The organism is Longispora albida DSM 44784 (assembly GCF_000379825.1).
GTDB lineage: Bacteria > Actinomycetota > Actinomycetes > Mycobacteriales > Micromonosporaceae > Longispora > Longispora albida.
In genome coordinates, this window is the sequence record NZ_KB903837.1 from 365,848 (window position 1) to 378,202 (window position 12,355).

The following is a 12,355-nucleotide window of genomic DNA, read 5'->3' on the forward strand; positions in this document are numbered from 1 at the left end:
GCCGCGGTCCCGGTCTAGCTGCCCGCGTTCCGGAGCCTGGCCTGTTCCTCGTGGACGATCTGGCGGGCCAGGCGTTCCTCGGAGATGTCGACCGCGTCCGGTGTGGAGTCGGCGACGTCGCTGCGCCGGGCGTAGGAGTCGAAGAGCCGTGACTTGCGGCCCAGCAGCTGGAGCATCCGCTCGTCCACGCCCCCGGGTGTCAGCAGCCGGTGTACCTGGACCGGGCGGACCTGGCCCATCCGGTGCGCGCGGGCGATCGCCTGCTGTTCCATCGTCGGCTTGATCTGGGGTTCGCAGATCACGACGACCGAGGCGGCCTGCATGTTGAGCCCGACACCGCCGGCCTGGATCTGGCTGAGCAGCACGGCGTGTCCTGGCCTGGTGGTGAACTCGTCGACGATCGCCTGGCGGCGGGCCGCTGGTACGTTGCCGGAGATCTGGCCGGACACGTGCGCGCCGAGAGCCTGGTGGACGGTGTTCAGGACGTCGCGGAAGTAGGAGAAGACAACGACTTTCAGGTGGTTGGCCGCTGCCTCGGCGACCAGCTCGCGGAGCCGTTCGAGCTTCGCGGAGTGCGGGGGGTGGGCGTACGCCGCCCTGCGCATGGCCATGAAGTTGCCGGCCTCGACTGCCGCCCGGTACGCGGACAGGTCGGTGGCGCTCGGCTCTTCCCATTCGTCGGTCTCGATGAGGTCGGGAAGTTCTGGGAGGACGTCCTCCTGGTTGCGGCGGAGGTAGGCTGGCGCGACGGCCATCCGGAACGCGCGCGAACCGGCCACGGCGTCCGAGCCCTCGATGCTGCCGAGCAGGCCAGGCTGGAGGTAGCCGACGAGGTTGCGGAACTCGGCGACCCGGTTCTCCATCGGGGTACCGGTGAGGAACAGGACCCGGCCGCCACTGCCCAGCCACGCGTGCACGGCCTTCGACCGGCGGGTGTCCGGGTTCTTGACGTAGTGGGCCTCGTCGACGACCACCATCCCGACCGACCCCGGCGCGAGCGGCGCGAAGTTGTGCAGCACGTCGAATGTGGTGATGGCGACGCCACCGTTCTCGCGCCAGTCGCTGAAGGCCGCCTCCCGGTCGGGCCCGTGCATCGGTACGACGCGGAGCTGGCTTCGGCCCTGCACCTCCCGGGTCCAGTTGACCAGCACGCTGGCCGGGCAGACGACGAGCAGGTGGGACGCGCCCCGTGCGGCGACGTGCGCGAGGGCCGCGATGGCCTGGATCGTCTTCCCGAGCCCCATCTCGTCGCCGAGGATCACGCGCCGCTGGACGAGCGCGAAACGCGCGCCGAAGGACTGGTACCCGCGCAGCGACACCCGCAGGTACTTCTCGTCGAGCGGCTGCTCGTTGACCCGCGCCGCGACCTCGCCGGGCAGGAAGCCCTGTGCCGCCTGCGCGTCCGGCTTCCGCCCGGAGATCTCGGCGATCAGGCTGTAGTACTCCGCTGACCGGACCTCGAAGTCCACCCAGGCGGCCTCGGCTGGCGCCGGGGCGTCCACGAGGTGCACGTGAGCCTGGCTGAGCAGCAGTGTGGTGTCCTGAGCGGCCTCGTTCCGGAGTGTGCGGTCCAGCTCGTGCACGGCGGCTGCGGAGGCGTCACGGCGTGCCCGGCCCGCGAACAGGCCCCGGAGGAATCCGGTCGCGGGCCTGGCGGCGTGGACGAGCGCGGGCAGAGTGCTTGCGAGCCGCTGAGCCGTGCTGAGCGCCCTGCGCAGGTCCGGCTCGGCGCGGATCAGGGTGCGTAGCGCGACCACCAGCCCTGACGTGTTCTCGTCACGGTCGCCGACGGCCAGCCGGACGGTCAGGATCTCCTCGACGGCCTTGGCGATCTGCCCGGCCGCGGCGAGCGCCTGGTCCGCTGTCTGCGCGCCCACCCCGTTGACCTGGTAGAGGGCTGGGCGCGTGGCCCGGTAGACGTGGCCGACGGTCGTGTAGCCGGCGGCTTCGAGCGCCCCGAGCCGCAGGCGGCCCTCGGTGACCTCCTTGAGCCGGGTGACGGGTATCCGGTCGAGCTCGGTGGCGATCAGGCCGGCCTGCACGGAGTCCAGCGCCGTGCGAGCGGCGGACATGGCCAGTTCGTGGGCTGCGAGCAGCGCGGTCGCCGTGTCGTGCAGCCGACGGGCGCCGCCGACGAGGGCCTTCGCTTCGCTGCGGGACAACGGATCGCCGGTCATGGGCGAACTGCTCGACATGGGACCCATCATCGTTCATCAGCCCCGGTGGCGTGGCTCTGGCGGTGGCCGCCGTAAACCAGTTGCGGCCGGGCGGGCCCGCGCGTAGCCTCGCGATCCTTCTGGCCGGCCCCGTTTCCGCCGCCGGCCACCAGCCAGGCCCGGTGGGCAGTGCCCGGGACGAGGCTGTGACATGTGGCTGCCGATCCATGATCCACGCGAATCCATGATCCATGCGAAGGGACAGCTCCGGCATGCACACATCCCAGATCGAGGCCGAGGCCGCATACCTGGCTTCCGCCAGGGCGGAACTCGCGCGGATGCGCGCCGACGTGCTCGCGACCGAGACCCCAGAGTTCGTTTCCGGTACCGACGAGGTCTGGTTCAACACGATGTACCGGATGGCCAGAGCCCGCCGGGGCCGCGACCTCGTGGACCTGCCGGGCACGCCGCTGTTCTTCGGCAGGCTCGACTACGACCCGGGCCTGGCCGGGGACGACGGCGAGGAGCGGGTCTACATCGGACGCCGGCACGTCCGCGACTCCGAGGGCCGTCCGCTGGTGGTCGACTGGCGCGCGCCGATCTCGACGCCGTTCTACCGGGCGACCAGGGAGGACCGGCAGGGAGTCCGGCTGCGCCGCCGGTTCGGGTTCTCCGATGGCGGGGAGCTGACCGCCTTCGAGGACGAACCGCTGGCCGGTGGCGGTGGCGGTGGCGGGGAGCCGGGGACGCTGCTCGCCCAGGAGATCGAGCGGACCCGGTCGGGTTCGATGCGCGACATCGTGGCGACCATCCAGCCGGAGCAGGACGAGCTGGTCCGGGCACCCTCGCAGCCGAGTATCTGCGTCCAGGGCGCCCCGGGAACAGGCAAGACGGCCGTCGGCCTGCACCGGCTCGCCTATCTCCTGTTCAACGAGGGGCACCGGCTGACCGGCGGCGTGACCGTCGTCGGCCCCAACACGTCCTTCCTCTCCTACATCCGGCACGTGCTGCCCACGCTCGGCGAGGCCTCCGTCCAGCAGCGGACGATCGACGAGCTGATCGAGCGGCCGGCGACCGGTGCGGACACTCCGGAGGCCGTCCGGGTCAAGGGCGACGCCCGCATGGCCGAAGTGCTGCACCGTGCACTGTGGAGTCACCTTTCCGAGCCGGGTGAGGATCTCGTGTACGTGCACGGTTCGACCCGGCACCGTGTGGACCGCGAGGACGTGGCGAAGGCGATGGCCGACCTGCGTACCGGCATCCGCTACGCCTCCGGCCGCGACGCCCTCGGCCAGCGCCTCTCCAGCCTCGTGCTGTCCAGGATGGAGGCGCGCGGAGCCTCGCCTGACGACCGGGAGCAGCGGGCCGTGACCCGGTCCAAGCCGGTACGCGACATGCTGAATGCCCTGTGGCCCAAGGTCACCCCCGAGCAGGTCCTCTTCGAGGTGCTGTCGAGCCCGGAACGGCTCGCCGCCGCAGCCGGCGGAATTCTCACCGAAGCCGAGCAGGCGGCCCTGCTCTGGCCGAAGCCGTACCGGTCGGCGAAGTCCGCCAAGTGGTCGCCGGCCGACGTCGTCCTGCTCGACGAGCTGGCCGGGCTGATCGACCGGTCCCCGTCCCTGAGCCACCTGATGGTCGACGAGGCCCAGGACCTCAGCCCGATGCAGTGCAGGGCGCTGGGCAGGCGCTGCGCCGGCGGCTCGGTCACGGTACTGGGCGACATCGCTCAGGGCACGAGCCCGTGGGCCACCGGTACCTGGGACCCGGTGCTGGCCCACCTCAGCAAGCCCGATGCCCGGCTGGCCGTGCTGGGCCGGAGCTTCCGGGTGCCGGGGGAGATCCTGGAGTACGCGGCCCGGCTGCTGCCCGCCATCGCGCCAGGCCTCGGCGCACCGGAGTCCGTCCGGCATGCCGCCGGCGCACTGCGGATCACGCACTCCACTCCGGACCATGCGTTCGAGGTCCTGCTGGCCGCGTGCCGGGAAGCGGCCGCTGGCGGGGGCTCCACCGGGCTGATCGCCGCCGACGCCGACATCGAGGCGCTGTGCGAGCGGCTCGGCGCGGCCGGGATCGAGCCGGCCCTGCTCGGCGGGGACGAGGACGCGCTGGAGTCCGGCCGGCTGATCTGCGTACCGGCGGGCCTGGCCAAGGGCCTGGAGTTCGACACCGTGATCCTCGCCGAGCCCGGCCGGATCGCCGCGGCGGAGGAGCGCGGGCTGCACCGGCTCTACGTCGCGCTCACCCGCGCGGTCAGCGCTCTGCACATCGTGCACGCCGAGCCACTGCCCGAGCAGCTGATCGGCGGTTGAGAGGGCGCCTCAGCGGGTACACCAGAAGAATGCTGAGTGGCACTCTCGTGCGCATAGCGGCAGCTGGCGTGACCCTGGAAGCCGATCTGGACGTCCCGGAAGACGCGAGCGGGGTGGTGTTGTTCGCGCATGACAGCGGTAGCTCGCGGCTGAGCCCCCGTGACCGGATGGTCGCGGGGCGGCTGCGCGCGGCGGGGCTGGGCACCGTGCTCGCCGACCTGCTGACACCGGCGGAGGTGACCAGGGACGCGCTGACGGCCCGGTGGCGGTTCGACATCGGGATGATGGCGGGCCGGGTGGCCGGGATCGTGGACTTGCTGGGGGAGTACCCAGCCACGGCAGGCCTCCCGCTCGGGCTGTCCGGCGCGAGCACGGGTGCCGCCGCTGCGCTGGTCGCGGCGGCCCAGCGGCCCGAGGCTGTCCGCGCCGTCGTGTCGAGGAGCGGCCGGACCGACCTGGCCGGGAGCCTGCTGGCGGAGGTGACGGCACCGGTCCTGCTGATCGTCGGCGGCCACGACGAGGTGGTGATCGAACTCAACCAGCAGGCAGCCGGAATCCTGCCCGGCGTTGTGGGACTGCACATCGTCCCCGGGGCCACGCACTTGTTCGCCGAGCCGGACGCGCTGGAGGAAGCCGCCGATCAGACCGTGGAGTGGTTCACGAGACACCTGTCGCCCGAAGCCTCCTGAGCCTCACAGCATCGGCCTGCCTCCCGTGACCGGGAGGACCGCGCCGGTGATGTAGCTGGCCTCGTCGGAGGCGAGCAGCACGTAGGCTGGCGCGACCTCGGCCGGCTGGCCGGGCCTGCCGAGCGGGGTGTTCTCCCCGAACTTCTCGACGTGCTCCGGTGACATCGTCGACGGGATCAGCGGCGTCCAGATCGGGCCGGGCGCGACGGCGTTCACCCGGATGCCCCGGTCGGCGAGCATCTGCGCGAGGCCTGCCGTGAAGTTGCTGATGGCGCCCTTCGTCGCGGCGTACGGCAGCAGGTACGGTTTGGGGGCGTCGCCCTGGATCGAGCTGGTGTTGATGATCGAACCGCCGTCGCCCATGTGCGGCAGGCAGGCCTTGACCAGGCGGAACATCGCGGTGATGTTCACGTCGAAGGTGTGCGTCCACTCCTCGTCCGAGATCTCCTCGAAGGTGTCGAACGTCAGCTGGTGCGCAGCGTTGTTGACCAGGATGTCGACCTGCCCGAACTCCGAAGCCGCCCGCCCGGCGATCGCCTCGCACTGGCGGCGGCTCGCGATGTCACCCGGTACGAGCACTGCGGCGCGGCCAGCCTCGGTGACCAGGTTCGCGGTGCCGCGGGCGTCCTCGTGCTCGGACAGGTACGAGATCAGCACGTCGCAGCCTTCCCGGGCGAACGCGATCGCGACAGCCCGGCCGATGCCGCTGTCGCCTCCCGTGATGACCGCCTTCTTGCCCGTAAGCCGTCCACTGCCCACATAGGACTCTTCGCCGTGGTCCGGCTTGTCGCGCATCAGCCCGAGTGTCCCGGGCGGTTCCTGCTGCCGTTCCGCCATCGTCCTCACCCGCTCCCCGCGATCGCTCCTCAGAGTGAGGTTTGCCCAGCCCGCCCGGGGCGGAAACCTGGGTTTCGGCAGCTCATAGCCGGGTAATCACCAGGTATGACCGGTGGTGAGGCCGGACGGGTTGTCGTGTTCGCCCCGTCTCCGGTACTGACGGTCGCGATCGAGGACCGTGGCGGGCAGCCCGACGTGCACGTCCACGCGGGCGGGCAGGGCGTGTGGCAGGCACGGATGGTGCAGGCGCTCGGCGTGCCGGTCATCCTCTGCGCGGCGCTCGGCGGCGAGACGGGCCGCGTCCTGCGGCACCTCGTGGCCGACGAGGGCATCGACGTCGTCCACGTGGACGGGGCGTTCTCGAACGGCGCGTACGTGCACGACCGGCGCAGCGGGGAACGAGTCACCATCGCGGAGGGACCCGGCGACGTGCTGCCCCGCCACACCATGGACGAGTTGTACGGACTGACCGTCACCGAAGCGCTCAACGCGGCCGTCGCGATCCTCAGCGGGCCGGTCAGCGCCGAGGTACCAGACCAGGTGTACGAGCGGCTCGCCGCCGACCTGTCCGGCAACGGCAGCCTGGTCGTCGCGGACCTCTCCGGTACCCGCCTGGCAGCAGCCCTGGCCGGCGGGCTCGCCGTCCTCAAGGTCAGCCACGAGGAACTCGGGCTCGACGGCACCGACGTCCCGGCCCTGGCACGGGAGATGGCCCGGCTGCGCCAGGCGGGCGCCGGTACCGTGATCGTGTCCCGCGCCGAGCTGCCAGCCCTGCTGCTGACGCCGGAGGGCCTGAGCGAGGTACGGATGCCCCGGATGGCGGTGGCCGACCCGCGCGGGGCCGGCGACTCCATGACGGCGGGCATCGCGGCCGGGCTGGCGCGCGGGCTGGCAGTACCCGAGGCGGTCAGGGTCGGGGCTGCCGCCGGAGCGCTGAACGTCACCCGGCGCGGGCTCGGCACCGGCGATCCCGGGGCGATCGCCAAGCTGACCACCCGGGTCGTCCTGCACGCGCTCGACGCGACGCCGGTACCCGAGCCGGCACAGGTCACCACCCCGGAGGAACTGGCGGCGAACCTCACTCCACAAGGGACAGACGATGGGGCCGGGCGATGACGGCGCCACTCGCCCTCGTCACCAACGACGACGGGATCGGCTCACCGGGGCTGGCCGTCCTCGCTGAGGCAGCGGCCCGGCAGGGCTGGCGGGTCGTGATCGCGGCACCCGCGAGCCAGGCCAGTGGTACCGGGGCAGGGGTGACAGCTGTGGCGGGCCACGACGGCCACATCCCGATCACGCGGCAGCCGGACGGCTCCTACGCCGTCGAGGCCACCCCGGCGATGATCACGCTGCTCGCCCTGCACGGCGCGTTCGGCGGCCCGCCCGGCATCGTCCTGTCCGGGGTGAACCGTGGCGCGAACATCGGGCGGGCGATCCTGCACTCCGGCACGGTCGGCGCGGCTCTGACGGCCGCCTACCACGGGGTGCCGGCCCTGGCCGCCTCGCTCGACGTCGGGCTCGGTGCCGTGACCGAACCGCGGTGGGACGAGGCCGGCGCGATCACCAGCCAGGTACTGCCCCGGCTCCGTGAACTCGCTCCGGGAACCGTGCTCAACCTGAACGTGCCGGGCAACGGCCGGGTGCTCGGGCTGCGGACGGCCAGGCTGGCCACCTTCGGCACCGTCCAGATCAGCCTCGCCGAACACGGCGAGGACTTCGTCCGCACCGAACTCACCGAGACGGCGGGTGAGCGCGAGGACGACGACACCGACCTCGTCCTGCTCACCGCCGGCTGGGCCACGATCACCGTGGTCGAGGCGATCACGGAACGGCCGCCCGACTCCGGCTGACGTTTGGCCAGGCCGGCCGGAGGGTATGCCAGCGTCGTGGCCGGTTCGCCGGTGAACCCCCGTGCACCGCGGACCGGCCACTGCCGTAGTCAGGCGCGAGGCTTGCCGTTGCTCTTCCGGACGGCGTCGCGCTGCGTCAACGCGGCCGTGTCCTTGCGTGCCTGCCGGTCGGCCTTGCGGTGGTGCGCGGTGCCGCTGCGCGGGTCACCTTCGGCGACGTCGTCGTGCGGCTGCGCGTCCGGTACATCCGTGAAGTCATTGTTCTTGGACATGGCCAGGAACTACCCGCAGTGACCCACCCGGCAAACGTCGGCGGGCAGCGGTCACGGCAGCTCGAACAGCACGCCCTGCGCAGCCCCGGCCTCCAGCAGCAGATCGCCCAGCTCGGCCTGGGCCAGGCACAGGTCGCAGTCGACCGGCTCGGTGGTGAACTCGATCGCCGACAGGTCGTAGAACGACGCGGACGTGCCGCACTGGGGGAGCGGGATCTCCAGCTCGGCGCGGCCCATCCACGGGATGAGGCGGAGCTGGTGCACGTGGTGCGCCGCAGCCGCCCGCACCCGGGCGTTGCGCCCATCACCGAGCCGCCGCAGCTCCGCCGCGAACCCTTCCAACGCCGCTACCGGCCAGACTGTGCTCACCCGTCCGATCATGCCCGGTGGGTACGACAAGAGTCACAGCAGCGGCGTCGTCACGGTCACCATCGGCGGCGGCATCCCGTACCGGACGGGGATGTCGGCGGTCCCGAAACGCCGCAGGGCTGTGGCGATCACCGAAGCGGGGTGCACGATCCGCATCCGCACGCCACGCGCGGCGCAGATCCGGGACTGCCCCGTCAGCACGCCGAGCCCCTCGGCCGTGAGCGCCGACAGCCGGGACATGTCGACGTCCACGACGCGGACCTGCCCGCCGGCCATCCCCTGGTTGATCAGCTCGGTGACCAGGTACGCGGCCTGCCCGTCGAACTCGCCCGACAGCCACAGGTACTGGCAGCCTGCCTCGAGCAGCTGCGCCTCGCACGCGAATCCCATGCCGCACCGATACCCGGGCACCCGGCACCCGAAACGCGCGCTTACCAGCCCCTGACCTGCTGGTACAGCAAAGGGCGGCCCCGCCCCCGGAGACCGGGAACGGGGCCGCGCTCACAGCAGGCTGGCCGGTCAGGAGCCGCCCGGCTCCTTGGCGAGGCCGAGGTACATCGTGCCCGGGTAGGTCGGGTTGAACGCGATCGCGGTGATCTCGTGCTCGTTGTTGTGCGTCTTGGTGACCTGGCCGGTCGAGGCCGAGTACTTGAACAGGTCGGTGCCGTAGGCGTTGTACGGGGTGCCGTACACGAACCACAGGTCGGTGCTGTTCGAGGCGCTCGGCCAGAGCTGGAGGCCGTTGGTCAGCAGGACACTCGCGCTGCTCTCCACGATCGGCGTGAAGCTCTGGCCGCCGTTGGTGGAGCGGTACAGGTGCCGGCCGTTGCCGTTGGTGTGGGCGTCGGCCTGGTCGATGTCGATGGCCATCGCGTAGAAGACGTTGCTGTTGTACGGGGAGCCGACCACCGTCATCACGGTGGCGCCGAACCCGCCGGGGGTGAGGTCCAGGCCGGTCGAGGAGGTCCAGCTGCCGCCGCCGTCGTAGGTGACGAAGGCGCCCTTGCCGGTACCGACCACGGCGTGCCACGGGTTCTTCGGGTCGATGGCGGTGTCGTAGACGTCGTAGGCGTTCACGCCGGGCGGCGTGCTGCCGGTGATGGTCCAGGACGCGCCGCCGTTGTACGACTCGAAGAGCTGGCCGGCGTTGTCACCGAGCATCACGTGCAGCCCGTCCGACGGGTCGACGCCGAGGCCGGTGATGCCGTCGGTGGTCGGGTCGGCCAGTGCGGTGACCGTGGTGCCGGAGACGCGGTAGATGCCGTGGGTGCCGGAGTCGGAGTACAGGTACGCCCGGCCGCCCTTGCCGGCGACTGCCTTGATGATCCAGCCGCCGGGCAGGGTCGCGATCGTGCTCCACGAGCAGCCGGCGTTCGTGGAACGCAGGACGGTGCTCGTCTGGACCAGCGTGACCGGGTCGGTGTACTCCCTGGTCGCGATGAGGGTGTTGGCGACGTCGAGCGCCACGAGCCCCCACGTGTACGTGATCGGCACGGACGACGTCGCGGTCGGGGTCAGGGTGGCGCCAGCGTTCTTCGTGTATGTGATGCCGGACGTGCCGGTGATCGTCGAGCAGGTCGGGTTGTTCCACAGTGGAGCGGCGGTGGCCACTCCGGACGGGGCGAGCGCGACCGCGGTGACGGTGAGCGCCGCGGCGAACCCGGTGATGAGCTTACGCATTTATGTACATACCCCTTGGTGGGCGTTGGATGACGCCGCTCAGTATCAACTGCGTTAAGCAATCATTCCTAGAACGCCGGGGTGTGAACGATCTCAAGTGGACAGTCGGGAACTCTAACCGGATATCCCGGACGGTCGATGATCCGGGCAGGCAGTTCTAGATGACCTCCACCCGGGCGTCCGTGGGCTAGCCGGTGGCCTCGCGTGCCCTGACCTCCGCCTCCGCGAGGTCGATAGCGCGCGTGATGCGGGCGTAGACGATCTCGGCCAGCACGGCGATCGCTGCCAGCACGCCCAGCGCGGTCCACACCGGCCAGCCGTCGGCCACGAGAGCTGTGACGCCGGCCACGATCGCGGCGAAGACGAGATAGCAGGCCCATCCGACCTTGCGGACCCTGCGCATCATCCGGCGGCCGAGGTCGATGTCGGCCAGGATCTCCGGGGCGGGGCGATCGTCGTTGGAGTCGATCCTGATGTGAGTCATGGGATCAGTATGGAAAATCATCAATGTGTACGCCAGGCGAGGGTCCCGGATGAGACAGGCAGCCCGGCGTTGACGTCCTGTTGATCTCGTACTGACGCCTGCCCGGCACGCTGCTCACATGATCGACCGCACGCTTGCCTCCGCCCGCCCCGACGTCACAGACATGGTGCTCGTGCACCGGGTGTTCCGCCGGGAGTTCGCACTGGCACCCCGGCTCGTCCGCGAGTGCCAGCCCGGCGACACGGCCCGGGCCGCCGAGCTCACCATCCACATCGAAGCCATGCTGCGCGGCCTGCACCACCATCACCACGTCGAGGACAAGCTGCTCTGGCCGAAGCTCCGCCAGCGGGTCCGGGTCGACGGGCTGGTGATCGACCGCATGACCGAGCAGCACCACCGGATCGCCGCAGCCATCACCGACATCGCCGGGCCGCTGGCCGCGTGGCGGATCGGTGCCGGCCTCGCCAGGCGCGCCGAGCTGGCGTACCGGCTCGACGAGCTGGCCATCGTCCTCACCGAGCACCTCGACGACGAGGAGGAGTTCATCCTGCCGCTGGCCGCCGAGTTCCTGACGGTCGCGGAGTGGGCCGAGCTGGGCCGTTCCGGAATGGCCGGCCAGCCGCTCAGCCGGGTACTCATGGCCACGGGCCGCATCCTCGAGGACGCCAGCCCGTCGGAGCAGGCCACGTTCCTCGGGCGCCTGCCGCTGCTGGTCCGGCTGGCCTGGTACGCGGCCGGCGCCCGGAGGTACCGGCGCGCGACCGCCCGGCTCCGGCAGGGCCCGGCCCAGGGTGCCGGTGCCCGGTGAACGTCCAGGAACTCTGTGCCGATCTCGACCGGTACGCCCGCGACGGTGTCCTCTGTGCCCATACGGCCGCCGACCTGCTCCGCCGCCGCATCGCGAGCGGCATCGACCTCGACCCGGAACTGTGCGCCGGCGAGACGGACGGCTACTCCGCCCGCCTCCTGCACGCGACCCCGGCCTGCTCCGTGCTCGCGCTGACCTGGCTCCCCGGCCAGATGACGCCGATACACGACCACATCTCGTGGTGCGTCGTCGGCGTACTGGCCGGCGCCGAACTCGACGAGTCCTTCCAGCTGTGGCGGATCGGCGGCCGCCGCGTCCTCGTACCAGCCGGGCAGACCACCAGCACCGCCGGCCGCGTCACCGTCCTCGAACCACCCGACGAGGACATCCACCGGGTGTCCAACCCCGGCCGCGTACCAGCCGTATCCCTGCACATCTACGGTGCCGACATCCGGCACAACGGCAACAGCTCGATCAACCGGGTCTTCGGCGAGCCCATCGCGGCCGAACCCCCGCCCGGAGCCCGCCAGATCCACTGGCGCACCGAACGCCGGGCCGCCTGACGGCGCTTGGCGTTCCTGGCCGGCCCCGGAGCACCTGCCGGACCGGCCCTAGATGTTCTGTCCATGGACGTTGGTGATGTGGGGTCTTGAAAGGGTGAGGGCCTGCCGGTTAGGTGTGGAGCTACCAAGTCAGCCGCACCCGAGCCGGAAGGCCCTCGATGGTCCACCGTAATGCACCCTTGTCCGAGACGGGCAGGCTGCGTCTTGCCCGTTGCGTTGTTGATGATCAGTGGCCGTTGCGCCGTGCCGCGGAGCGGTTCCAGGTGTCGGCGACGACCGCGGCGCGGTGGGCCGGCCGGTATCGCGAGCTCGGTGAGGCGGGGATGGCCGACCGGTCC

General features: G+C 71.2%; 14 protein-coding genes. 7 read left to right on the forward strand and 7 right to left on the reverse strand.

What is annotated here, in order from left to right; all coding sequences use genetic code 11:
- Positions 1 to 14 precede the first annotated feature (14 nt).
- Positions 15 to 2,195, reverse strand: a complete 2,181-nt coding sequence (locus tag A3G1_RS0129895; protein ID WP_040480135.1) for a DEAD/DEAH box helicase — start codon at positions 2,193 to 2,195, stop codon at positions 15 to 17.
- 233 nt (positions 2,196 to 2,428) lie between these two features.
- Between A3G1_RS0129895 and A3G1_RS0129900 the strand changes: the two genes are divergently transcribed.
- Positions 2,429 to 4,465 carry a HelD family protein gene (locus tag A3G1_RS0129900; RefSeq protein WP_018353188.1) on the forward strand — a complete coding sequence of 679 codons (2,037 nt, stop codon included), beginning with the start codon at positions 2,429 to 2,431 and terminating at the stop codon, positions 4,463 to 4,465.
- 29 nt (positions 4,466 to 4,494) lie between these two features.
- A complete protein-coding gene (locus A3G1_RS0129905; RefSeq protein ID WP_026212666.1) occupies positions 4,495 to 5,154 on the forward strand; it encodes a dienelactone hydrolase family protein in 660 nt (219 codons plus the stop codon).
- 3 nt (positions 5,155 to 5,157) lie between these two features.
- Here A3G1_RS0129905 and A3G1_RS0129910 read toward each other — a convergent pair whose 3' ends face one another.
- Positions 5,158 to 5,991 carry a glucose 1-dehydrogenase gene (locus tag A3G1_RS0129910; protein ID WP_018353190.1) on the reverse strand — a complete coding sequence of 278 codons (834 nt, stop codon included), beginning with the start codon at positions 5,989 to 5,991 and terminating at the stop codon, positions 5,158 to 5,160.
- A 105-nt stretch (positions 5,992 to 6,096) separates the two neighbouring features.
- On the opposite strand from A3G1_RS0129910, the gene A3G1_RS0129915 reads away from it, so the two are divergent.
- Both A3G1_RS0129915 and surE read left to right on the forward strand, forming a co-directional pair.
- On the forward strand, positions 6,097 to 7,107 hold the full coding sequence (locus A3G1_RS0129915) for a PfkB family carbohydrate kinase (RefSeq protein ID WP_018353191.1): 1,011 nt from the start codon (positions 6,097 to 6,099) through the stop codon (positions 7,105 to 7,107).
- Entirely contained in the window at positions 7,104 to 7,841 is a 738-nt protein-coding gene (gene surE, locus A3G1_RS0129920) for a 5'/3'-nucleotidase SurE (RefSeq protein ID WP_018353192.1), read from the forward strand. Before A3G1_RS0129915 ends, surE begins: the two co-directional genes overlap by 4 nt.
- Positions 7,842 to 7,930: 89 nt before the next feature.
- Here surE and A3G1_RS0129925 read toward each other — a convergent pair whose 3' ends face one another.
- The 5 genes from A3G1_RS0129925 to A3G1_RS0129945 all read right to left on the reverse strand — a co-directional run bounded on the left by A3G1_RS0129925 (position 7,931) and on the right by A3G1_RS0129945 (position 10,646).
- On the reverse strand, positions 7,931 to 8,113 hold the full coding sequence (locus tag A3G1_RS0129925; RefSeq protein WP_018353193.1) for a hypothetical protein: 183 nt from the start codon (positions 8,111 to 8,113) through the stop codon (positions 7,931 to 7,933).
- Positions 8,114 to 8,164: 51 nt separating this feature from the next.
- The gene (locus A3G1_RS0129930) at positions 8,165 to 8,482 is read right to left on the reverse strand and encodes a hypothetical protein (RefSeq protein WP_157641489.1); all 318 of its coding nucleotides are present in this window, start codon (positions 8,480 to 8,482) and stop codon (positions 8,165 to 8,167) included.
- A gap of 33 nt (positions 8,483 to 8,515) precedes the next feature.
- Positions 8,516 to 8,872, reverse strand: a complete 357-nt coding sequence (locus tag A3G1_RS0129935) for an STAS domain-containing protein (protein ID WP_018353195.1) — start codon at positions 8,870 to 8,872, stop codon at positions 8,516 to 8,518.
- A gap of 129 nt (positions 8,873 to 9,001) precedes the next feature.
- The gene (locus tag A3G1_RS0129940; protein WP_018353196.1) at positions 9,002 to 10,162 is read right to left on the reverse strand and encodes a sialidase family protein; all 1,161 of its coding nucleotides are present in this window, start codon (positions 10,160 to 10,162) and stop codon (positions 9,002 to 9,004) included.
- A 187-nt stretch (positions 10,163 to 10,349) separates the two neighbouring features.
- Entirely contained in the window at positions 10,350 to 10,646 is a 297-nt protein-coding gene (locus A3G1_RS0129945) for a hypothetical protein (RefSeq protein ID WP_018353197.1), read from the reverse strand.
- A 118-nt stretch (positions 10,647 to 10,764) separates the two neighbouring features.
- Between A3G1_RS0129945 and A3G1_RS0129950 the strand changes: the two genes are divergently transcribed.
- From A3G1_RS0129950 to A3G1_RS39955, 3 genes are all read left to right on the forward strand, one after another.
- Complete coding sequence (locus tag A3G1_RS0129950; RefSeq protein ID WP_018353198.1) at positions 10,765 to 11,454, forward strand: hemerythrin domain-containing protein; 690 nt, start codon at positions 10,765 to 10,767, stop codon at positions 11,452 to 11,454.
- The gene (locus A3G1_RS37515; protein ID WP_018353199.1) at positions 11,451 to 12,017 is read left to right on the forward strand and encodes a cysteine dioxygenase family protein; all 567 of its coding nucleotides are present in this window, start codon (positions 11,451 to 11,453) and stop codon (positions 12,015 to 12,017) included. The genes A3G1_RS0129950 and A3G1_RS37515 overlap by 4 nt, the downstream gene beginning before the upstream one ends.
- 158 nt (positions 12,018 to 12,175) lie before the next feature.
- On the forward strand, positions 12,176 to 12,355 hold a 180-nt coding region (locus A3G1_RS39955), incomplete at its 3' end, for a helix-turn-helix domain-containing protein (protein WP_157641023.1).